We start from the raw sequence: 22,293 nt of genomic DNA on the forward strand, positions 1-22,293 counted from the left end.
TCTTGCGGACAACGCAGGAACCGGTCCTTGCGTCGTCCTGATCAGGTCCGTTGGATGAGACTGGACGCTAGCAGGAGGATCCCGTTGGGGACGGATCCGTGGATCGCAGGCTGCTGGGGACGCCGGTCCCGGGTGACCGAACACCCGGGACCTCTCCCCCGGGACAGGGCCATCGCGCGACGCATATGCGGCGCATAGCCGGTTCAGAAGACACGCACGACTTCACCCCGGAGGGTGGGTCCCATGACACGCGCAATGAACCGCAGCATCTCGTTCTGGATCCTCCTGGCCGCCTCGGTCGCCCTCACCACCACCGGCGCCGTGGTGGCGCTCGATCATCTCGGCACGATGACGGCCACCCTCAAGAACGGCAGCGCCACAGGGCTCGAGGTCTACGCCGGGCAGTCCTGGATCGTCATCGGCGCAGCCCTCCTCGGCGCGGGGGTGCTCGGGCTCCTCATCTCGCTGGCGCTGGCCGTCGTGTCGAGCATCGTCGGCGCCGCGTCCACGCCGCTCGCAGCGCTCGCGCCGCGGCCCGCCGAGGAGACGGATGATGCCGGCGATCCCGAGGGAGCGCTCGATGCCCCCGCCGCCGCGGACGAGCTCGCCCCCGCCGAGTCGGACGAGAACGCGCGCGCGGCGGACGAAGCCGGTGACGCCGACGAAGAGGAGACTCAGAACGGCAGCAGCGGGTCGACCGCCACGGCGACGAAGATCAGCGTCAGATAGGTGATGGAGGCGTGGAAGACGCGCATCGGCCGCGCCAATGCGCCCTTCACCGCCTGCGCGTACAGCCGGTGCGACTCGTACACGAACCATCCGCCGAAGACGAGCGCGGACACCGTGTAGACCAGGCCCATGCCGGCGACCGGGATGAGCAGCAGCGAGCAGGCCAGCGTCGCCCAGGCGTACAGGATGACCTGCAGTCCCACCTGCGAGGCGGAGCGGGTGACTCCGAGCATCGGGACGTCGACGTCCTCGTAGTCGTCCTTGTACTTCATGGACAGCGGCCAGTAGTGCGCCGGGGTCCACAGGAACACCAGGACGAACAGCACGAAGGCGGGCCAGTCGAGGGATCCGGTGACCGCGGCCCAGCCGATCAGCACCGGGAAGCACCCCGCGATGCCGCCCCAGATGATGTTCTGCTCCGTGCGGCGCTTCAGGATCAGGGTGTACACGACGACGTAGAAGAAGATCGCCGCCGCGGACAGCGCGGCAGCGACCCAATTGGTCGTCACCCAGAGCCAGACGGTGGACAGCACAGCGAGCACCCAGGAGAACACCAGCGCGCCGCGCGGGGAGACCTCCCCGGTCACCAGCGGGCGCTTCTCGGTGCGGTGCATGTGCGCGTCGATGTCGCGGTCGATGTACATGTTGAACGCGGCAGCGGATCCGGCGCTCATCGATCCGCCGATGACGGTCGCCGCGACGAGCCACAGGTTCGGCAGGCCCTGCTGGGCCAGGAACATGACCGGGACGGTGGAGACGAGCAGCAGCTCGAGGACCCGCGGCTTGGTCAGCTCGATGTAGCCCTTGATGGTCCGCTTCAGAGAGCGCTCGGCGGCGACGGACTCGATGGTGGTCGCGATGCTGACCGCCTCCTTCATGCGTAGGGCAACGCCACCCATTCTATGCCACCGGGGAGAACACGACCAGGCACCGCGACCGCGCCCCCGATCGCGAGCGGGCGACAGGTGGAATGCGCTTTCTGCCCCTCGAAACACTTCGTCCCGACCGGCCCGGGCGCGACACGACGCCACTATGCTGAAACTGCTCGCGCGCCCGTCAACGTGCCTCGCCCCTCCGTGAAGTAGCGGTCGGCGCGCAGACGATCGGGCGCTCTCACTGTCTTGAAAGGGCTCTGGAGTGTCGGAACTGCTGTGGGATGAGATCGATCGGCGCGCGGTGGACACCGCCCGGATCCTGGCGGCGGATGCCGTGCAGAAGGTCGGCAACGGCCATCCGGGAACCGCGATGAGCCTGGCCCCCGTGGCCTACCTGCTCTACCAGCGGGTGCTGCGGCACGATCCGGCCGACACCCACTGGATCGGCCGCGACCGGTTCATCCTCTCGGTGGGCCACTCGTCGCTCACCCAGTACGTCCAGCTCTACCTCGGCGGGTTCGGCCTCGAGCTCGGCGACCTCGAGGCGCTGCGCACCTGGGGCTCGCTGACCCCCGGGCACCCGGAGTACGGGCACACCAAGGGCGTCGAGATCACGACGGGCCCGCTCGGACAGGGTCTCGCCTCGGCCGTCGGCTTCGCCTACGCCTCCCGTTACGAGCGCGGTCTGTTCGACCCGGAGGCCGCTGCGGGGACGAGCCCGTTCGACCACCACGTCTACGTGATCGCGGGCGACGGCGACCTGCAGGAGGGCGTCACCAGCGAGGCCTCCTCGCTCGCCGGCCACCAGCAGCTCGGCAACCTCATCGCGATCTACGACTCCAACCGCATCTCCATCGAGGGCGACACCAACGTCGCGTTCACCGAGGACGTCCGCGCTCGTTACGAGTCCTACGGCTGGCAGGTGCTGCACGTGGACTGGGTGCGCACCGGCACCTACGTCGAAGACGTGCAGGAGCTCTTCGATGCGATCGAGCAGGCCAAGGCCGAGACCTCGAAGCCGTCGCTGATCATCCTGAACACGATCATCGGATGGCCCGCGCCGAACAAGAAGGGCACCGAGTCGGTGCACGGCAATGCGCTCGGGGCCGACGAGGTCGCCGCGACCAAGGTCGTGCTCGGCTTCGATCCCGACAAGAGCTTCGTGGTCGAGGACGCGGTCATCGCGCACACCCGCGAGCTCGGCGCCCGCTCCGCCGCGGAGCGCGCCGAATGGCAGCAGGGCTTCGACGCCTGGGCCGACGCGAACCCGGAGCGCAAGGCGCTCCTGGACCGTCTCGAGGCGCACGAGCTGCCCGAGGGCATCGAGGACGCCCTGCCGGTCTTCGAGGCCGGCACCGAACTCGCCACCCGCGCGGCCTCGGGCAAGGTCATCAACGCCCTGGCGCCCGAGCTGCCCGAGCTGTGGGGCGGATCCGCCGACCTCGCCGGCTCGAACAACACCACCATCGCCGGGGCGAAGTCGTTCATCCCCGCGTCCTGGTCCACGCACGACTGGGACGGCAGCCCCTACGGTCGCGTGATGCACTTCGGGATCCGCGAGCACGCCATGGGCTCGATCCTCAACGGCATCGTGCTGCACGGCCCCACCCGCCCGTTCGGCGGCACGTTCCTCATCTTCAGCGACTACATGCGCCCGCCGGTGCGCCTCGCCGCCCTGATGAACGTTCCCAGTGTGTTCGTCTGGACGCACGACTCCGTGGCGCTCGGCGAGGACGGCCCGACGCACCAGCCGATCGAGCAGCTCGCGTCGCTCCGCGCCATCCCGAACCTCGCGGTGGTGCGCCCCGCCGACGGCAACGAGACGGCCGCGGCATGGCTGGAGATCCTGCGCCGGCACGGCGGCCCGACGGGCATCGCGCTCACCCGCCAGAACGTGCCGAACTTCGCGCGCGGCACCGGCGAGGCGTCCGGCGAGACGTTCGCGGCGGCCTCGAACACGGCCAAGGGCGCCTACGTCCTCGCCGAGGCGCCGAACGGAACGCCCGACGTCCTCCTCATCGCCACCGGTTCCGAGGTGCAGCTGGCCGTCGCCGCCCGCGAGGCCCTCGCCGGCGAGGGCGTGAACGCCCGCGTGGTGTCGGCGCCGTCGCTGGAGTGGTTCGCCGAGCAGGACGAGGCCTACCGCGAGGCGGTGCTCCCGTCCGCGATCAAGGCGCGCGTCTCCGTCGAGGCGGGATCCACCCTGAGCTGGCACGGGATCGTCGGCTCGACCGGCCGGTCCGTCGGGATCGACCACTTCGGCGCCTCCGCCGACTACAAGACCCTGTTCCAGAAGTTCGGCATCACCACCGAGGCCGTCATCGCGGCCGCCCACGAGACCATCGCCGCCACCGCGGCCGCTTGAGCACCACGTACGAGGAGATCCGCATGACCACCCCCACCGCCGCCCTCTCCGCCGCCGGCGTCAGCATCTGGCTCGACGACCTGTCCCGCACCCGCATCCACTCCGGCAACCTCGCCGAGCTCATCGCGTCCCGTGACGTCGTCGGCGTGACGACGAACCCGACGATCTTCGCCAACTCGATCACCAACCCCGACGACACGTCCTATGACGCGCAGGTCGCCGAGCTCGCCGCGCGCGGCGCGACGGCCGAAGAGGCGATCACCGAGGCCACGACGCAGGACGTCCGCGACGCCCTCGACGTCTTCCGCCCGGTGTGGGAGCGGACCGGTCACGTCGACGGCCGCGTGTCGATCGAGGTCTCCCCCGACCTCGCCCACGACACCGACGGCACCATCGCCCAGGCCAAGGAGCTGTGGGCCAAGGTCGACCGTCCCAACCTCCTCGTGAAGATCCCGGCGACCAAGGCGGGGCTGCCGGCGATCACCGCGGCGATCGCCGCGGGCATCAGCGTCAACGTCACGCTCATCTTCAGCCTGGAGCGCTACGCCGAGGTCATCGACGCGTACCTTGCGGGCCTGGAGCAGGCGAAGGCCGCCGGCATCGACCTCTCGACGATCCACTCGGTCGCGTCGTTCTTCGTGTCGCGCGTCGACACCGAGACCGACAAGCGCCTCGCCGCGATCGGCACCGACGAGGCCACCGCCCTCAAGAGCAAGGCGGGGCTCGCGAACGCCCGCCTCGCCTACGAGCTGTACGAGAAGACGTTCGCCGGTGAGCGCGCTGCCGCGCTGCTGGCCGCGGGCGCGAACCGGCAGCGCCCGCTCTGGGCGTCCACGGGTGTCAAGGACCCGGCGCTCCCGGACACCCTGTACGTCACCGAACTCGTCGCCGCCGACGTCGTCAACACGATGCCGGAGAAGACGCTCGAGGCGACCTTCGACCACGGAGTCGTGACCGGCGACACGATCACCGGCACCTACGACGCGTCCCGGGAGGTCTTCGCGGGACTCGCCGCGGTCGGCATCGACTTCGCCGATGTGACCCAGGTGCTCGAGGACGAGGGCGTCGCGAAGTTCATCGACTCCTGGCACGATCTGCTCCGCCAGGTCCGCGAAGGACTGGAAGCGCAGCGGTGAGCTTCGAGATCCACACCTCCGGGGCGCCGAAGGCGGCCATCGACGAGGTCGTCCCGCGACTGGTCGGCGAGCTGATCGCCTCCCGGATCACCAACGCCGACCCGACGGTGTGGGGCGAGAGCGCCGAGGCCGAGGCGGGCGTCCGGCTCGGCTGGGTGGACGCGGTATCCGTGTCGCGCCCCCTGGTCCCGGAGATCATCGCCCTGCGCGACGAGCTCGCCGCCCAGGGCGTGAACCGGGTCGTGCTGGCCGGGATGGGCGGATCCTCGCTCGCCCCCGAGGTGATCTCGCAGACGGCCGGCATCGAGGTCACGATCCTCGACTCCACGGCTCCTGGACAGGTGCTCGCCGCCATCGACGCCGGACTCTCGGACGTCGTGCTCGTGGTCTCCTCGAAGTCCGGATCGACCGTCGAGACCGACTCGCAGCGCCGCACCTTCGAAGCCGCGTTCCGCGACGTCGGAATCGATCCGGTGCAGCGCATCGTCGTGGTCACCGACCCCGGCTCGCCGCTCGACACCTCGGCCCGCGAGGCCGGCTATCGGGTGTTCAACGCCGACCCGAACGTCGGCGGCCGGTACTCCGCCCTCACCGCCTTCGGCCTGGTGCCCTCCGGGCTGGCCGGCGTCGACATCGACGAACTGCTCGATGAGGCCGAGGCCACGCTGCTGCAGGTCGCGATCGACTCCCCGGAGAACCCCGCGCTGCTGCTCGGCGCGGCGATCGCCGCCTCGCGGCAGACACCGGACGGACCACGTCGCGACAAGCTCGGCCTGATCACCGACGGAACGCACATCGTGGGCCTGCCCGACTGGATCGAGCAGCTGGTCGCGGAGTCGACCGGCAAGGAGGGCACGGGGATCCTTCCCGTCGTGCTGCTCCCGGTCTCCCCCGAGGTCGAGGCGGCGCCCGCCGACCTGCAGCTGGTGCGTCTCGTCGACGAGGCCGATGAGTTCCACCTGCGCGAGCGCCACCCGGGCGAGATCCTCGTCAGCGGCACGCTCGGCGCGCAGTTCCTGGTGTGGGAGTACGCCACCGCCGTCGCCGGGTACCTGCTCGGCATCAACCCGTTCGACCAGCCCGACGTCGAGTCGGCGAAGGTCGCCGCCCGGGGCCTGCTCGACGCGCGCCCCGAGGCGTCCCCGGCCGCCTTCGAACAGGACGGCGTCGAGGTGCGCGCCTCGGACCCGGCGCTGCTCGCCTCCGGCACCATCGCGGGCGTGCTCGACGCGCTGTGGGCGCAGCTGCCGGAAGACGGCTACGTCAGCATCCAGGCCTACGTCGACCGGCTCGAGATGCCGCAGCTGCAGGGACTGCGCGAGCTCGTCGCCGCCGACTCCGGTCGTCCCACCACGTTCGGCTGGGGCCCGCGCTTCCTCCACTCGACCGGCCAGTATCACAAGGGCGGACCCGCACAGGGCGTGTTCCTGCAGATCCTGGAGCGGACCGATGTGGATCTGGAGATCCCCGATCGCCCGTTCACGTTCGGTCAGCTGATCGAGGCGCAAGCCGCCGGCGACGCCGACGTGCTGACCGCGCACGGCCGACCGGTCGTGACGCTCACGATCACCGAGCCCCAGGACGACGTGCTCGACCTGTTCGAGGCCGCCCAGTAGTCCCCGCGAACCTCAGGAGAATCCCCCACTGATGTCTGTCCCCGTCTCCCGCGGCCACAACCCGCTGCGCGATCCCGACGACCGCCGGCTGAATCGGATCGCGGGCCCCAGCGCCCTGGTGATCTTCGGCGTCACCGGCGACCTGTCGCGCAAGAAGCTCATGCCTGCCGTCTACGACCTCGCCAACCGCGGTCTGCTGCCCCCCGGCTTCGCGCTGGTGGGCTTCGCCCGCCGCGACTGGGAGGACCAGGACTTCGCGCAAGTGGTGTACGACGCCGTCAAGGAGCATGCGCGCACCCCGTTCCGCGAGGAGACCTGGGCCCAGCTCCTGCAGGGCATCCGGTTCGTCTCCGGCGAGTTCGGCGACCCGGACGCCTTCCGCCGGCTGCGGGAGACGGTCGAGAAGCTCGACGTCGAACGCGGAACCATGGGCAACCACGCGTACTACCTCTCCATCCCGCCGAACCAGTTCCCGCTGGTCGCGCAGCAGCTGCGCGACTCCGGGCTGGTCGAGGGGCATGAGGACGCCGACCATTGGCGTCGCGTCGTGATCGAGAAGCCGTTCGGGCACGATCTCGCCTCGGCGCGGGCGCTCAACGACGCGCTCGAGGGCACGTTCCCCGCCGATTCGATCTTCCGCATCGACCACTACCTCGGCAAGGAGACGGTGCAGAACATCCTCGCGCTGCGCTTCGCGAACGAGCTCTACGAGCCGATCTGGAACCGCAACTACGTCGACCACGTGCAGATCACGATGGCCGAGGACATCGGCGTCGGCGGACGCGCGGGCTACTACGACGGCATCGGCGCCGCGCGCGACGTCATCCAGAACCACCTGCTGCAGCTGCTCGCGCTGACGGCCATGGAGGAACCGATCAGCCTATCGGCGGAGCATCTGCGCGCCGAGAAGGAGAAGGTCCTCGCCGCGGTCTCCCTCCCCGACGATCTGTCCCTCGCCACGGCGCGCGGACAGTACGCCGGCGGCTGGCAGGGCGGCGAGCAGGTCACGGGCTTCCTCGACGAGGACGGCATGGATCCGGAATCCACCACCGAGACCTACGCCGCCGTGAAGCTCGAGATCAACACCCGCCGCTGGGCCGACGTGCCGTTCTACCTGCGCACGGGCAAGCGTCTCGGACGCCGTGTCACGGAGATCGCGGTCGTGTTCAAGCGCGCCCCGGAGCACCTGTTCGGCGGAGCGCAGACCTCCGAGCTGGGGCAGAACGCCCTGGTGATCCGCGTGCAGCCGGATGAAGGCGTCACCCTGCGGTTCGGCTCGAAGGTTCCCGGCAACGGCAGCAACGTGCGCGACGTGACCATGGACTTCGGCTACGGGCACGCGTTCACCGAGGCCAGCCCCGAGGCCTACGAGCGTCTCATCCTCGACGTGCTCCTCGGCGACCCGCCGCTGTTCCCGCGCCACGAAGAGGTCGAGCTCAGCTGGAAGATCCTGGATCCGGTGGAGCAGTTCTGGGCCGCGGAAGGCGGCCCGGTGGAGCAGTACGCTCCCGGATCCTGGGGCCCGGCGTCCGCCGACGCCCTGCTCGCCCGTGACGGACGTGTCTGGAGGCGCCCGTGATCATCGATCTGCCCGACACCACCACCAGCCAGATCGCGAAGAACCTGGTCAAGGCGCGCGAGGAGGGCGGCGTCGTCGCGCTCGGACGCGTGCTGACGCTGATCATCGCGGCCACCGACGACGTCGCGGAGTCGGCCATCGACGCCGCGAACGACGCCTCCCGCGAGCACCCGATGCGCGTGATCGTGCTCACCACGAGCGAGGGCGAGGCGCACCTCGACGCGCAGATCCGCGTGGGCGGCGACGCGGGCGCGAGCGAGGTCGTCGTGCTGCACGCCTACGGCGACGCCGCGAGCAACGAGGAGAGCCTGGTCACCGGACTGCTGCTGCCCGATGCGCCCGTGGTCGTGTGGTGGCCGCGCGAGGCGCCGGAGGCGCCCGCGGCCTCGCCCCTCGGCCGTATCGCTCAGCGCCGCATCACAGACGCCGCGACGGCCTCCGACGTGCGCGCTCAGCTCGAGGTGCTCGGCCGCACGCACGTGCCCGGCGACACGGATCTCGCCTGGACCCGGCTCACGCACTGGCGCGAGCAGCTCGCCGCGGTGCTCGACCAGCCGCCGTACGACGACGTCACCGCCGTCGAGGTGCGCGGTGCCGCGGCATCGCCGTCGACCGCGCTGCTGGCGGCGTGGCTGCGGCTCGCCCTCGACGTACCGGTCCGCTGGGCGTACGAGAGCCCCGATGTGTGGCAGGAGGGCATCAAGTCGGTTCGGCTCACCCGGGCGGACGGCGACATCCTGCTCGAGCGTCCGGTGCCGGGTTCCGCCGTGCTCACGCAGCCCGGTCAGCCCGACCACGAGCTGCACCTGCCCCGCCGCACCCTGCGCGAGTGCTTGGCGGAGGAGCTCCGCCGCCTCGATCCGGACGTGCTGTACGGCCGCGTGATCACCGAGGGCTGGGAGCTGCTCGAAGCGCCGGAGCCGGTCGCCTGACATGGCCTCCGACTCCCCCGCCAAGCGCGTCGTGATCGGCGCGGATCCGGCCTCGCTCGCCCGCCTCGTCGCAGACCGGTTCCTGGTGCGCGTCCAGGCGCGGATCAGGGACGGCCGCGTCGCCCACATCGCACTGACCGGCGGAAGCATGGGATCCGCCGTGCTGCAGGCGGTGGCGGAGGATCCACGCACCGCCGAGCTGGACTGGTCCCTGGTGCACTTCTGGTGGGGCGATGAGCGCTTCGTCCCGCGCGATCACCCCGATCGCAACGCCGGGCAGGCCAGGGCCGCACTCCTGGACCGGATCCCCGTTCCGGCCGAGAACGTGCACGAGATGGCGGCGAGCGATGAGGGCCTCACGCTCGACGAGGGTGCGGACGCGTATGCCGCGGAGCTCGCGCGTTTCGGGGACGCGGAGCGCCCTTGGCCGTCGTTCGCGGTGTGCTTCCTGGGTGTCGGCCCCGACGGGCATGTCGCCTCGCTGTTCCCCGACCGCCCGGAGATCACGGTGTCGGATGCCGCCGTGCTGCCGGTGCGGGACTCCCCCAAGCCCCCGCCGGAGCGGATCACGCTGACCCGTCCCGTCATCAACGCCTCGAAGCGCGTCTGGCTCGTGCTGACCGGAGCGGAGAAGGCCTCGGCGCTGGGGCTGGCACTGGCCGGCGCGAACTATGAGAACGTGCCGGCGGCAGGAGCCAAGGGACGCAAGCGCACCGTGTTCTTCGTGGACGAGGCCGCCGCGGCAGAGGTCGCGCCGGATCTCATCGACGTCGACTACTGACCGACGCCGCGACTGCGGACGTCGACGCCGACCCACCGGATCAGCGTCCGGCGGATCCGTTCCCGCGCTCGTCGGCGTCGCCTCCGGTACGAGGCGGGTCTTCGCGCCGGAGCGGAGCGACGTTCGACGGCCATGCCGGCGAGTCGGGATGGCCGTCCGAGGGCGCCGTTGCGTCATCGCCCTGCGCGTCCGGCGTGTGGCGGCTCCCCGACGGGGCGGCCCCTCCGCTGCTCCCCCGGGTGATGGGCAGTTCCTGGCTCTCGCTCACGACCTGCGGATGGTAGCGGGCGAGCGTGACCACGCCCCATCCGGCGATGGCTCCGGAGATCCCGAAGGCGACGAACACCCAGACCGGGGCTGCAGCGCCCTCCTGGAGCACGAGCAGGCCGATGAGCACCGCGACCATCGGATCGATGACGGTGAGGCCCGCGATCACGAGGTCGGGCGGGCCGGACCCGTATGCCGTCTGCACGAAGTAGGCGCCCGCGGCGCCGGCCGCGATGAGCGCGATTACGCACACCGCCGTGAGCCAGTCGAACTGACCGGACTGGATCCGGACCAGGACCGCCTTGGCCAGCGTCGCCACGAAGCCGTAGAGGATGCCCGCGCCGGTGACGTAGAACAGCGCACGCATGCGATGCCGGAGGATCAGCCAGCAGGCGCCGAGCAGGATGATCACGAGGAGCAGGATCGTGAGGATCGTGAACAGCTGGATCTCGCTGATATCGCGCTCGACGGCGAACAGCGCGGCGAAGAGCACGAAGATGAAGATGCCGCCCACGCAGGCGAAGATCGATACGAGCGAGCGCTTCGTCGGCGCCACACCGCTCACCCGCGCGTTGAGCAGGGTCGTGATCACGAGCGCGATGGCTCCGAGCGGCTGGACCACGATCAGCGGCGCCTTGGTGAGCGCGGCGAGCTGGCAGACGATCGCGAGACCGAGCATGAGGGTGCCGACGATCCAGGACGGCCGGGTCAGCAGCCCCTTCACCTGTTGCCAGCTCAGGCCCGTGGCCGCGTCGGAGCCGCTCAGCCGCTCGACCTTCTCGACCCCGCGGTGCTGGTACTGGGCGCCGAGCGACATGAACACCGCACCCGCCAGCGCCAGCGGGATGCCCATCAAGAGGCCGGGGTTGGCGAACACGCCGGCGAGGTGTTCGCCGACGTCTGCCGCCCCCATGTTCCGCGTCAGCTCCTCAAGCACCCTTCGAGCCTACCCGCCGCACGGCGCCGACTAGGGTTGACGCGTGGCTGTGCTTCCGATTCGCATCATGGGCGATCCCGTCCTGCATTCCCCCGCCGACCCCGTCGGAGAGATCACCGACGACATCCGCACCCTCGTCGCGGACATGTACGAGACGATGGACATCGCTCCCGGCGTGGGCCTCGCCGCCCCGCAGGTGGGAGTCGGTCTGCGGATCTACGTGTACTCGTACGTCGACGATGACGAGAACCCCTGGCGCGGCGAGATCATCAATCCGGTGCTCTGGATGGCGCCGCTCGAGCCCGGCTCCCCCGACCCCGATCTCGAATCGGAGGGGTGCCTGTCGTTCCCCGGCGAGCGTTTCCCGCTGCGCCGATCCGAGCGCGTCCTCGTGACCGGGACCGACCTCAATGGCGACGACGTCCGCATCGAGGTCGACGGCTGGCGCGCCCGGATCATGCAGCACGAGTTCGACCACCTGGACGGGATCCTGTACGTCGACCGTCTGGACGACGGCGACTGGAAGACCGTGCAGAAGATCTCCCGCAAGCGCGGCTGGGGCCGTCCGGGCGCACGCTGGCTGCCCGGCGTCGACAACCTCGAAGGCTGAGCGCCGGGCGCCGCGGCGCGACGCGCCCGGGCGCCGGCCCGAGGCGGGAAGCACCGCGAACGTTTGCTATAGTTGACGAGTTGCCCGCGCAGCGGGAGACATTCCTCGGTAGCTCAATTGGCAGAGCAGCCGGCTGTTAACCGGCAGGTTCTTGGTTCGAGTCCAAGCCGGGGAGCAATCCCCCGAAACCCCGTCCTCGTGACGGGGTTTCGTCGTTGGCGGAGTCGTCCGCCTGTCATCCGCCCGTAGACCGGACATCCGGTCGTCACGGCGAGGACGAGGTTCCCGGCGCGAGATGCGTTCGCCTCAGCGCGGGCGCAGCACGGCCCCCCGTCAGACGGCGTGGTCCGCCCCGGGCGTCCACAGCAGATCGGCGCCGACGCCGCGTGCGACCACATGCCCTTCGCGGATCATCAGGGTCGCCGCGCCCAGCTCGCGTGCGAAGGCGGCGTCGTTGCTCACCAGCAGAGCCGCCATCCCCCGTCCGGTGCGGCGCCGCGTGATCGCGTCGAAGACCACCGGCCGCACCTCCAGATCGAGGTTCGCGAGTGGCTCGTCAGCGATGAGCACCAGCGGATCCAGCACCAGCGAGCGCGCGATCGCGACGCGCTGGCGCATCCCGGCGCTCAGCTCATAGGGGAACGAGGAGGCGAGGCCCAGCGGCAGGTGCAGCTCGTCGAGGAGCGTCGCGACCCGGATGGACAGCGCCTTGACGTTCACCTTGCGCTCACGCTGCAGGATCGGTTCGGCGATGATCTCGTGGACCGTCAGCTGCGGCGTCAGCAGCGCCCCGGCATTCTGCGGCAGGTACCCGGCACGGTAGGTCAGTTCCCGAAGGCGCCGGCCAGGGTGGCGCACCGAGACTCCGCAGACCGTCGCCGAACCCCCGACCACGCGTATCGACGGGTCCGGAGCACCCGCCAGCGCACCGACCAGCGTCGACTTCCCCGAACCTGTCGCGCCCGCGATGCAGATCAGCTCGCCGGGAGGCAGTGTGAACGTCACTCCGTCGATCGCACGCGTGGGCGCGGAATGGCCGATCCGGTCGATCACGACATCCTCGCAGACGATCGCCGCCGCTGGATCACCGCTCGAACGTGCCATGACTCCATCCTGCCCGAACCCTCCCCGACCTGGGGAGCGGGTTCCGGCGGGCCTCAGGACTCGTTGTACCGCTGCCGCTCGGAGTCGATCTCGACGAGCCTGCGTGCGATCGCCCTGGCCCCGTCGGAATCGGCGGGCAGGCGCTGGATCGCACCGAGCAGTTCGCTCTTCTCGCGCTCCAGACCGCGGACGATGAGCCGTCGGCAGAGATCCTTCGCCGACGCCCTCGCTCCCTGCTCGTCGCGCGCCGGGAACGCCGCCATGAGCAGTTCCCCGGCGAGCCCGCGATACGGCTCCCGCACAGAGTCCACCGCCTGCAGCGCCCATCCGGGTCGCTGCCGGTCCGGCACCTGACCGATGGCCTCGCGCACCGCGTCCAGCGCCGGCACGGAGAACGGCGCGCTGACGGCCCGCTGCAGCAGCTCCGCGTCGAGCTGGTGCCCGTACTGCAGGGCGCCCATCAGCGCGTCCCGCTCGAGCGGCGCGTCTCCGGTCCGCGGCAGCGTCGCCAGGGTCACCACGGGGACCGTCGTCGCCGCCTCGCTCGCGACCGGCGACGACGACGCAGCGGGAGTCGTCTGCTGCTCGCGCGCGCCGGCGCCGTCGCGGCGGCGACGCTCGTGACGACGCACCTCGGCGTGCACGTCGGTCGGATCCATCCCCAGCCGGCGCGCCAGGATGCGTTCGTACTCGGGTCGCAGCAACGCGTCCCGGATCTCGGCCACGATCGGGGCCGCGGCGCGGAGCGCACCCACCCGTCCCTCGGCGGTGCCGAGGTCGAAGGAGCCGATCTTCCGGTCGATCACGAACTCGAACATGGGGACCTTGGTGGACATGAGTCCGCGCACCGCCTGATCGCCGCGCTGCAGACGCAGATCGCAGGGATCCAGACCGTCGGGGGCCACGGCGACGAAGGTCTGCGCATTGAACCGGTCGTCCTCGGTGAACGCCCGCAGCGCCGCCTTCTGACCCGCCTCATCTCCGTCGAAGGTGAACACCACCTCACCTGCCGCGGAGTCATCCCCCATCACCCGGCGCAGCAGCTTGATGTGCTCCGCGCCGAACGCCGTGCCGCAGGTGGCGATCGCCGTGGTGACCCCGGCGAGGTGACACGCCATCACATCGGTGTAGCCCTCGACGACGACGACGCGCTTGGGGTCTCCCCGGGAGATGTCGCGCTTGGCCAGATCCAGGCCGTAGAGCACCTGGGCCTTCTTGTAGATCGGCGTCTCGGGGGTGTTCAGGTACTTCGGGCCCTGGTCGTCGTCGTAGAGCTTGCGCGCGCCGAAGCCGATCGTCTGCCCCGTGACGTCCCGGATCGGCCAGACCACACGACCGCGGAAGCGATCGTAGACGCCCCGCTGCCCAGCGGACACGAGGCCGGCGGCGGTGAGCTCGTCCCGGGTGAAGCCCTGGGCGCTGAGGGCCTTGAGCATGCCGTCCCAGCCGCGCGGCGCATAGCCCACGCCGAAGTGCGCCGCGGCGCCGGCGTCGAATCCCCGCTGCCCGAGGAACGCCCGTGCCGACTCCGCCTCGGGGCTGAGCAGCCGGCTCCGGAAGAACTCCGCCGCCGCGGTGTTGGCCGCGTACAGCCTGCTCCGACCGCTCGTCTCGGGGGCGGGTCCGCCGTCCTCGTAGTGCAGCGTGTATCCGACGCGTGCGGCGAGCCGCTCCACGGCCTCGGTGAAGCTCACATGGTCCATCTCGCGCAGGAACGAGTAGACGTCGCCGGATGCCCCGCAGCCGAAGCAGTGGTAGTGGCCGACCTGCGGTCGCACGTGGAAGCTGGGGCTCTTCTCGTCGTGGAAGGGGCACAGGCCCTTCATCGACCCGACGCCGGCGGACTTGAGGGAGACGCGCTCCCCCACGATGTCGGCGATGTTCGTGCGGGCCTTGACCTCGTCGACGTCCGCCTGTGCGATCCGCGGCATCAGCGACCGCCGTCGGTCGCGAGGAGGGCCTCCGACGTGGCGCGCCCGGCGTGCGCCGCACGAGGCCTGGCGTGCCGCGGCGTCCAGATTCCGACCTCGGCCGGATCGATGTCGCCGACGAGGCGGTTGTGCCAGTCCACCGCGGTCTGATCCGTGAGACTCGCGACCTGGTCGACGACGACCCGGGCGCGCTCCCCATCGGACCCGGCGTCGTGGAAGTCGGCGGCGAAGGCCGGCTCCAGCACGTCGGCGCCGGCCGTCCACAGCGCATCCGTCGACCAGAGCGCGTCGGCGAGACGCTTGAGCACCCGGCGCTGCTCCTTGTAGACCCCGCGGCGGGCGTCGATCGTCACGATGGCCTGCCCCATGATGCCCTTGAGCACCGCGATCTCGGCCTCGATCACCTTCGGCACGACCACGTGCGCGTTGTAGCGCGCGAGGCTCGGACCCGGATACGCCTCGCGGGTCGCCGACACCGCTGCCCGCGCGAAGCGCCCGATCATGTCGCTCGTCAGGTTCTTCAGACGGGCGAGGTCGCGCCGGGAACGGTCGAACGACGTCAGCCACATCGGCTGACGGGTCAACCGGTAGAGCGCATCGGCGAGATCCTCGCGGGTGTAGTCGTAGCCGACCCACTGCTGGATCCGCCCGACGAGCGCGTGGTGCTCGGCCGGATCCGCGAGCTGGGCGACGTCGAGGTAACCGTTGACGATCGCGTCCTCGAAGTCGTGCACGGAGTAGGCGATGTCGTCGGAGAGATCCATGATCTCGGCCTCGATGCATCGCAGCCGCCCCGGCGCGCCCTCGCGCATCCAGCGGAACACGTCCTCGTCCTCCGGGTACACGCCGAACTTCAGGCGCCCGCCCGGATCCGGCACGGGGCTGTTCACGGTCCAGGGGTACTTGCAGGTGGCGTCGAGACTGGCCCTCGTGAGGTTGAGCCCGACCGAGCGGTCCCGATCGTCGAGCACCTTGGCCTCGAGTCGGGTAAGGATCCGCAGCGACTGCGCGTTGCCCTCGAACCCGCCGATGTCGGCGGCCCAGTCGTTGAGCGCGCGCTCGCCGTTGTGCCCGAACGGCGGATGACCGAGATCGTGGCTCAGACACGCCGTGTCGACCACGTCGGCGGACACGCCGAGCGCGACGGCGAGCTCGCGCCCGACCTGCGCGACCTCGAGGGAGTGCGTGAGGCGGTTCCGCGCGAAGTCGGCCGTCGACGCGGGGCTCAGCACCTGCGTCTTCGCGGCGAGCCGGCGCAGCCCCGCCGAATGCAGCACCCGGGCGCGATCCCGGGCGAAGTCGTCGCGCTCCGAACGGTGGGTCTCCGCGAAGAAGCGCGCGGCGTCATGCGCGTCGTAGCCGGGGGCGACTCCCGCCACGTCCGCGCTTCCCGGCTCAGCCGCCACTGTTCTCGACCTCGGCGCCGCGCATCATGTCCGTGACCTCGGAGGCGACCTCGCGCGAATCCAGCCAGCCGTCGGGCAGCGCCGTGCGCTTCGGCGTCCCGGCCCGGCCCCGCTGCCCCTCCGCCGGGGCTCCGGGGTACGGCGCGTCGCCGAGCGTGCCGAGGATGTCGTCGATCTCCTGCAGGGTCGACACTCGGGCGAGCGCCGCGCGGATGTCGCCGCCGACCGGATAGCCCTTGAAGTACCAGGCGACGTGCTTGCGTACGTCCTTGCAGCCGCGGTCCTCGTCCTCGAAGAACTCGACGAGGAGTTCGGCGTGCCGGCGGAACGCGTCCTTCACGAAGCCGAGCGTCGCATCGACCTGCACGGCGCGCTCATCGCCGAAGGCGGCGGCGAGCTCGCCGAACAGCCAGGGGCGACCGAGGCATCCCCGGCCCACCACCACGCCGTCGCAGCCGGTCTCCGCCATCATCCGGACGGCGTCGTCCGCACTCCATATGTCACCGTTGCCGAGCACCGGGATCGAGGTGACCGCCTGCTTGAGCTCGCCGATCGCCGACCAGTCCGCGTGCCCGGAGTAGTACTCCCCCGCGGTGCGCGCGTGCAGCGCCACGGCGGCCGCGCCCGCGTCCTCCGCGGCCCGCCCCGCGTCGAGGAAGGTCAGGTGGTCCTTGTTGATGCCCTTGCGCATCTTCACGGTGAGCGGCACGTCGCCGGCCGCCTTCACCGCGCGCTCGACGATCTCCGAGAACAGCCCGATCTTCCAGGGCAGCGCCGCCCCGCCGCCCTTGCGGGTGACCTTGGGCACCGGGCAGCCGAAGTTGAGGTCGATGTGGTCGGCGCGATCCTCGGCGACGATGATCCGCACCGCCTCCGCGATCGTTCCCGGATCCACGCCGTAGAGCTGGATGGATCGCGGCGTCTCGCTCTCGTGATGCTGGATGAGGCGCATCGTGATCGCGTTGCGTTCGACCAGCGCCCGCGAGGTGATCATCTCGCTGACGTACAGGCCGGCGCCGTACTCGCGGCACAGCCGACGGAACGCGGTGTTGGTGATGCCCGCCATCGGCGCGAGCACGACGGGGACGTCGATGCGCAGCGGGCCGATCTGCAGGGGCCGGACGGAAGCAGGGGCGAGAGTCATATCCTCTCCATTGTCCCAGATCCGGCGCCCGCGATGCCCGCCGCGCCTAGGCTTGTGCACATGTCTGCCACCCCTCTGCGCCAGATCCCCTTCACCGACGCCGAAGGCGCCACGCGGACGCTCGATGACTACGGCACCGGCCCTGTGCTCGTCGTGAACGTCGCGTCGAAATGCGGTCTCACCCCTCAGTACGCCCAGCTCGAGGAGCTGCAGCGGCGCTTCGGGGATCGCGGCCTCACCGTGGTCGGCTTTCCCTGCAACCAGTTCTTCGGTCAGGAGCCCGGTTCCATGGATCAGATCCTCGAGTTCTGCTCCACGACCTACGGGATCTCGTTCCCGATCAACGACAAGGTCAAGGTGAACGGGCGCAGCGCGGCCGACCTGTACAAGACCCTCAAGACGACGCCGGACGGCAACGGCAAGTCGGGACGCGTGGAGTGGAACTTCGAGAAGTTCCTGGTCTCCCCGGACGGATCCGTGCAGCGGTTCCGTCCGCGCCAGGTCCCGGACGACCCCGAGATCGTGGCCGCCATCGAGCACGCCCTCGTCTGACGCGCTCGTACGAGCGCTCGGGCTCGCGGACGCGCTCGCGCTCCGGCTCGCGGACGCGCTCGGGCGAGTCGCGCCTCTTGACCACGAGACCGAACTCCCGCCCCGAGACTCGCGTATATTCGCACGGTCTCGGGACGGGAGTTCGGTCTCGCTGAAAGCAGTCGCGGCTCAGCCGGCGGCAGGCTCGGCTTCGGCGTCCTGCCCGCGCTTGGCCCACAGCTCCCGCAGCACGCCGGCGAACGCCTCCGGCGGCTGCGCGCCGCTGACGCCGTACTGACCGTCGATCACGAAGAACGGCACGCCCTGGATGCCGTAGGCCTGCGCCTGCGCCTGGTCGGCGCGCACGTCCTGGAGGTGCCGCTCGGTCTGCAGCGCCTCCAGCGCGGCATCGCGGTCGAGGCCGATCTCCGCCGCCAGGTCGGCCAGATCCTCGATCCGTCCGACGTGCCGCCCCTCGGTGAAGTACGCGGACATGAGCCGCTCCTCCATGTCGTGCTGGCGACCCTGCGCCTTGGCGTGGTGCAGCAGCTCATGGGCTTTGACCGTGTTGGTGTGCTGGAGCAGGTCGAACCGGTACTCCAGGCCGGCGTCCTTCGCGATGCCCGTGACACGGTCGAGCATCTGCTCGACCTGCGCGCGCGGCATGCCCTTGTGCCCCATCAGGAAGTCGGCCTCGTCGCCGGAGAAGTCGACCGGCGTATCCGGCGAGAGCTCGAACGAATGGAAAGTGATGCTGACCTCGGGGGCATCATCGTCCTCGGCGGTGGCAGCGAGCCCCGCCTCGAGGTTGCGCTTGCCGATGTAGCACCACGGGCAGGCGATGTCGGACCAGATGTCGATCGAGATGGGTTCGCTCACACATCGATTCAACCGCATGTTCCGGGTGGGTATTCCAGGTGCTAGCCTCATCCGATGCCCGTGGATCCCGCGACGCCGCCGTTCTCCGCGCAGCGCATTCTCATCGCGGGCATCACCGGGAGCGGCAAGACCACGCTGGCCCGACGGCTCGCGGCACGACGCGGCCTGCCGCATGTCGAGCTGGACGCGCTGTTCCACGGACCGGAGTGGACGCCGCGCGAATCGTTCCTCGACGACGTCCGCGCCTTCGCCGCATCCGACCGCTGGGTGACGGAATGGCAGTACAGCGGGAGGGGCACGGATCCGATCCTCGCGCCCCGTGCCGATCTGGCGATCTGGCTCGACTACCCGTACGCGGTCGCCCGCGCCCGGCTCCTGCGGCGCACCGTCTCCCGCAGCCTGCTGCGCACCGAGCTGTGGAACGGCAACCGCGAGAAGCCGATCTGGCACATGCTCCGCCGCTACCCCGAGGAGAACATCCTGCGCTGGCAGGCGCAGACCCGCGACACGTGGCGGGAGAGGATGCCCTCCGTCCGCGCCGACTACCCCGCCCTCACCGTCCTCCGGTTCGGACGCCCCACCGAGGTGGAACGCTGGCTTCGGGCCGTCCCGTCCGCGGACTGACGGGAACGCTGCGCCTCAGCTCAGAAGAGCAGCGTCGCCAGCCGCCGACGTGCGGCGAGCACCCGCGGGTCGGCATCCCCGACCAGACCGAAGAGCTCCACCAGGCGCTCGCGCACCCGCCCCTGGTCCTCGGCGGGAACGGCCGTGAACAGGTCGAGCAGACGATCGAAGGCGTCGGCCACGTGCCCGCCCGCGACATCGAGGTCCGCGACGGCGAACTGGGCATCGACGTCGGCCGGCGCCGCGGCCGCCGCGGCCCGGACCGCGGTGAGGTCGAGGCCCTGGGTGCGGTGCAGCAGACGCACCTGGCCGAGGCCCGCACGGGCCTCCTCATCGCGGGGGTTCTCCGTCAGCGCGCGTTCGTACGCGTCGATCGCCGCAGCGAAGTCCCCCTGTTCGATCGCATCGAACGCCTCCTGATGCAGAGGCGGCAGCGGGGGCGCCTCCGGCTCCGGGGCATCGCCGTCGGCCGCGGTCTCGCCGACCGGGATGGTCCCCGTCACGCCGTGCTGCGCCGCGAGCTCCAGCAGCTGGGCGAAGACCTCGCGCACCTGCTCCTCGGGCACCGCTCCGGTGAACAGCGGCACGGGCTGTCCCGCGACCAGGGCCACCACCATCGGGATCGACTGGGCCCGGAACCCCTGCGCGAGCTGTGGATTGGCGTCGACGTCGACCTTCGCGAGCACGACGCGGCCGGCGAGCTCGGTCACGACCTTCTCGAGTACGGGGCTCAGCTGCTTGCAGGGGCCGCACCACTCGGCCCACAGGTCCACGACCACCGGCACGCTCTGCGAGAGCTCGAGCACCTGCCCGAAGGTCGCGTCGGTGACGTCGACCACGAGCGGGATCGGCCCTGCCTCTCCGGCGGCGGGCGCTCCGGGGGCCTGAGCCGGCGGCCGGTTGCGCAGGGACGACAGGTCGACGGCGCCTCGGAGGGCCGCTGCGGACATCTCGGTCATTTGATCTCCGTCACGCTCTGGAGCTGCTGGGACGCGGCCAGCAGCGTGATCTTGCCCTCGGATCCCTGTGCCGGGACGGCGAAGAAGAGCTGCACGCCGTACACCGACACGAAGCCCGTCGCCGACTGGTCGACACCGGTGAGCGCCTTTGCCGAGGGGTTCTTGTCGAGCTTGATCACGGCATCCGCCGAGGTCGGCTTGATCGTCTGAGAGTCGTCGACGGTGACCGCAACGACAGCCCCGCTGTCGATGCTGGACATCGACACCGGCTGCTCCCGGCCGGCGGTCGCTGCGAACGTCAGGCTGGAGGTGGTGTCGGCGTTGGCGTCCTTGAGGGCCTGCTGCAGCGTGGCGCGGCTCTCCTGCACCGACTTCGCGAACGCGAGCGCGGTCTTGTCGAACTTGTCGTAGAACTCGCTCTTGTCCCCCTGGTCGATCACGTTCGCGAACTCGGCGGCGAGCTTGTTCGGCTCGGTGGCGAGGAACGGCGAGTCGGGCGGGGTGAGCTTGGCTCCCAGCCAGGCCGGCGCCATGTTCGGCAGCTTGGCCGCCGCCTGCATCTCCGCGACCGAGGAGATCTTGTAGTTCGCCCACGGATCCGGCTGGGTCATGGTCATGATCAGGGGGGCGACCTTCTCGTCGTTCCCGTGCTCGACGAGCATGAGCACCGTGCGCGGCCACGAGTCGTAGGCCTGCGGCACGAGGATCTTGATCTTCTCCGCCGGGATGGTCGCGGGCAGCGCGAAATCGGTCACGCTCTTCCGCACGGCGTAGGCGGTCTTGCGGGCTTCGAGCGCGGCGCCCTCGAGACGGGACTCGGCCTTCGACGCATCGAGGTTCTTGTCGGCATCGGCCAGGGTCGCGGAGATGCTCTCCAGGATCCGAGCCGCCTGCGCCTCGGTGACCGCCGGCGCCTGCTGCCCGGCCTCGGCGACCTGTGTCTCCGTCGGCGTCGGGGTCGGGGAGGTCGCGGCTTGCGGCCAGATGTCGGGCGTGCAACCGGTGAGGAGGGCGGCAGTCACCCCGACGGCAGGAAGCAGCAGTAGAGCGCGGCGGCGCGGGCGGATCGCCCTGCGCTCTCGCACCGGGGGCTCGGCGGGTGAGGGGCGGTCCTCCTCCTCCGGCGCGACCGGCTCCGGCCGCGCCACCGGCGCTGTCCGGGCCGGAGCGGATCCCTGTGCCTCCTCCACCGCCGCCCGATCGGCGACGTCGATCGGCTCGGTGGCGGGAAGGGGCGGCGGCGCCTTGCGGCGCGGGCCACGACCGCGCCGGGAATGCCGAATCGCCAGCACGTAGAGCACGAGACCGAGCAGGAGGAAGGCTCCGCCGGCCACCATGAGCGGTCCCGCCCACGGCGTCGCGGTGTCGAGGGGCCACTTGACCGTCACGTCCGCGGGGGCATCGGCCTTGCCGTCCGAGGCGACGAGCACGCTGACGCCCTCAGGCACCTGCATCCGATCGGTCAGGGAGTTCTTGTCCGAGACGCTGTCGAGCCACAGGTCGGAGCCGGCAGGGTTGCGCTGGACGTCCTTGGTGTCCTCCGAGGACACCGTCGGCTCGACGACCTTGGCGCTCGTCGTTCCGTCCTTGCCCAGCGTGATCCGGTTGAAGCTCGTGTCGCTGAGCCATGCTTCCAGGTCGGCGGTGCGCGCCTGGGCCACGAAGACGGTGCCCTTCCCCTGCGCGACGAGCGTCTGCTCACCGGGATGCGCACGCAGCACCGCCGAGTCGATGACGGTGTAGGCCTGCGGTGTCTTGACGCTCAACTCGGCCGAGACATCCTTGGGACCGAGGAAGATGGTCCGCTGCGCGATACCGGTCCCGATCAGGACGGCCGCCAGCACGAAGGCCACCACAGCCCATACAAAACGCACGAAAAGACTCCTCC

19 protein-coding genes and 1 tRNA gene are annotated in these 22,293 nt (G+C 70.5%); 11 read left to right on the forward strand and 9 right to left on the reverse strand.

Annotated elements, in window-relative coordinates; genetic code table 11:
- The first annotated feature begins 243 nt into the window (after nucleotides 1-243).
- A complete protein-coding gene (locus J8G10_RS05265; RefSeq protein WP_251440261.1) occupies nucleotides 244-729 on the forward strand; it encodes a hypothetical protein in 486 nt (161 codons plus the stop codon).
- On the opposite strand, the gene J8G10_RS05270 is transcribed toward J8G10_RS05265, so the two are convergent.
- The gene (locus tag J8G10_RS05270; RefSeq protein ID WP_251440264.1) at nucleotides 675-1,607 is read right to left on the reverse strand and encodes a heme o synthase; all 933 of its coding nucleotides are present in this window, start codon (nucleotides 1,605-1,607) and stop codon (nucleotides 675-677) included. The two genes, J8G10_RS05265 and J8G10_RS05270, sit on opposite strands and share 55 nt — an antisense overlap.
- A gap of 259 nt (nucleotides 1,608-1,866) precedes the next feature.
- Between J8G10_RS05270 and tkt the strand changes: the two genes are divergently transcribed.
- Genes tkt through pgl form a run of 6 tightly spaced genes read left to right on the forward strand, consistent with a single transcriptional unit; the run spans nucleotide 1,867 to nucleotide 10,013 of the window.
- Nucleotides 1,867-3,969: a transketolase gene (gene tkt, locus J8G10_RS05275; protein ID WP_251440267.1), complete on the forward strand. Its 2,103-nt coding sequence runs from the start codon at nucleotides 1,867-1,869 to the stop codon at nucleotides 3,967-3,969.
- 23 nt (nucleotides 3,970-3,992) lie between these two features.
- The gene (gene tal / locus J8G10_RS05280; RefSeq protein ID WP_251440270.1) at nucleotides 3,993-5,105 is read left to right on the forward strand and encodes a transaldolase; all 1,113 of its coding nucleotides are present in this window, start codon (nucleotides 3,993-3,995) and stop codon (nucleotides 5,103-5,105) included.
- Nucleotides 5,102-6,721, forward strand: coding sequence for a glucose-6-phosphate isomerase (locus J8G10_RS05285; RefSeq protein ID WP_251440287.1), 1,620 nt, complete (start codon nucleotides 5,102-5,104; stop codon nucleotides 6,719-6,721). Before tal ends, J8G10_RS05285 begins: the two co-directional genes overlap by 4 nt.
- Nucleotides 6,722-6,752: 31 nt before the next feature.
- On the forward strand, nucleotides 6,753-8,300 hold the full coding sequence (zwf, locus tag J8G10_RS05290; RefSeq protein WP_251440290.1) for a glucose-6-phosphate dehydrogenase: 1,548 nt from the start codon (nucleotides 6,753-6,755) through the stop codon (nucleotides 8,298-8,300).
- Nucleotides 8,297-9,232, forward strand: a complete 936-nt coding sequence (locus tag J8G10_RS05295) for a glucose-6-phosphate dehydrogenase assembly protein OpcA (protein WP_251440294.1) — start codon at nucleotides 8,297-8,299, stop codon at nucleotides 9,230-9,232. Before zwf ends, J8G10_RS05295 begins: the two co-directional genes overlap by 4 nt.
- Nucleotide 9,233: 1 nt before the next feature.
- The gene (gene pgl, locus J8G10_RS05300; RefSeq protein WP_251440320.1) at nucleotides 9,234-10,013 is read left to right on the forward strand and encodes a 6-phosphogluconolactonase; all 780 of its coding nucleotides are present in this window, start codon (nucleotides 9,234-9,236) and stop codon (nucleotides 10,011-10,013) included.
- 40 nt (nucleotides 10,014-10,053) lie between these two features.
- On the opposite strand, the gene J8G10_RS05305 is transcribed toward pgl, so the two are convergent.
- Nucleotides 10,054-11,193, reverse strand: coding sequence for a DMT family transporter (locus J8G10_RS05305; protein ID WP_251442361.1), 1,140 nt, complete (start codon nucleotides 11,191-11,193; stop codon nucleotides 10,054-10,056).
- A 67-nt stretch (nucleotides 11,194-11,260) separates the two neighbouring features.
- On the opposite strand from J8G10_RS05305, the gene def reads away from it, so the two are divergent.
- The gene (gene def, locus J8G10_RS05310) at nucleotides 11,261-11,827 is read left to right on the forward strand and encodes a peptide deformylase (protein WP_251440323.1); all 567 of its coding nucleotides are present in this window, start codon (nucleotides 11,261-11,263) and stop codon (nucleotides 11,825-11,827) included.
- 102 nt (nucleotides 11,828-11,929) lie between these two features.
- A tRNA-Asn gene (locus tag J8G10_RS05315) sits at nucleotides 11,930-12,002 on the forward strand.
- Between the two features lie 158 nt (nucleotides 12,003-12,160).
- Here J8G10_RS05315 and J8G10_RS05320 read toward each other — a convergent pair.
- From J8G10_RS05320 to dusB, 4 genes are read right to left on the reverse strand one after another with little or no spacing between them, the layout of a single operon-like run.
- Entirely contained in the window at nucleotides 12,161-12,931 is a 771-nt protein-coding gene (locus J8G10_RS05320; protein ID WP_251440326.1) for an ATP-binding cassette domain-containing protein, read from the reverse strand.
- Nucleotides 12,932-12,984: 53 nt separating this feature from the next.
- Complete coding sequence (gene dnaG / locus J8G10_RS05325; protein ID WP_251440328.1) at nucleotides 12,985-14,862, reverse strand: DNA primase; 1,878 nt, start codon at nucleotides 14,860-14,862, stop codon at nucleotides 12,985-12,987.
- Nucleotides 14,862-16,268, reverse strand: a complete 1,407-nt coding sequence (locus tag J8G10_RS05330) for a deoxyguanosinetriphosphate triphosphohydrolase (protein ID WP_374208760.1) — start codon at nucleotides 16,266-16,268, stop codon at nucleotides 14,862-14,864. The genes dnaG and J8G10_RS05330 overlap by 1 nt, the downstream gene beginning before the upstream one ends.
- Nucleotides 16,258-17,412, reverse strand: a complete 1,155-nt coding sequence (dusB, locus tag J8G10_RS05335; RefSeq protein ID WP_251440336.1) for a tRNA dihydrouridine synthase DusB — start codon at nucleotides 17,410-17,412, stop codon at nucleotides 16,258-16,260. Before dusB ends, J8G10_RS05330 begins: the two co-directional genes overlap by 11 nt.
- Before the next feature lie 60 nt (nucleotides 17,413-17,472).
- Here dusB and J8G10_RS05340 point away from each other — a divergent pair, with 60 nt between their 5' ends.
- Complete coding sequence (locus tag J8G10_RS05340) at nucleotides 17,473-17,964, forward strand: glutathione peroxidase (protein WP_251440339.1); 492 nt, start codon at nucleotides 17,473-17,475, stop codon at nucleotides 17,962-17,964.
- A 168-nt stretch (nucleotides 17,965-18,132) separates the two neighbouring features.
- Here J8G10_RS05340 and J8G10_RS05345 read toward each other — a convergent pair whose 3' ends face one another.
- Nucleotides 18,133-18,822: a DsbA family oxidoreductase gene (locus tag J8G10_RS05345; RefSeq protein WP_251440342.1), complete on the reverse strand. Its 690-nt coding sequence runs from the start codon at nucleotides 18,820-18,822 to the stop codon at nucleotides 18,133-18,135.
- A 54-nt stretch (nucleotides 18,823-18,876) separates the two neighbouring features.
- Between J8G10_RS05345 and J8G10_RS05350 the strand changes: the two genes are divergently transcribed.
- Nucleotides 18,877-19,446, forward strand: a complete 570-nt coding sequence (locus tag J8G10_RS05350; RefSeq protein ID WP_251440344.1) for an AAA family ATPase — start codon at nucleotides 18,877-18,879, stop codon at nucleotides 19,444-19,446.
- 20 nt (nucleotides 19,447-19,466) lie between these two features.
- Here the strand turns inward: J8G10_RS05350 and J8G10_RS05355 are convergent, their stop codons facing one another.
- Nucleotides 19,467-20,405 carry a tetratricopeptide repeat protein gene (locus J8G10_RS05355; RefSeq protein ID WP_251440347.1) on the reverse strand — a complete coding sequence of 313 codons (939 nt, stop codon included), beginning with the start codon at nucleotides 20,403-20,405 and terminating at the stop codon, nucleotides 19,467-19,469.
- On the reverse strand, nucleotides 20,402-22,279 hold the full coding sequence (locus tag J8G10_RS05360) for a glycosyl transferase (RefSeq protein WP_251440350.1): 1,878 nt from the start codon (nucleotides 22,277-22,279) through the stop codon (nucleotides 20,402-20,404). The genes J8G10_RS05355 and J8G10_RS05360 overlap by 4 nt, the downstream gene beginning before the upstream one ends.
- Nucleotides 22,280-22,293 lie beyond the last annotated feature (14 nt).

Origin of the sequence: Microbacterium sp. USTB-Y, from assembly GCF_023703415.1 — a bacterium.
In the GTDB taxonomy this organism is placed as follows: Bacteria; Actinomycetota; Actinomycetes; order Actinomycetales; family Microbacteriaceae; genus Microbacterium.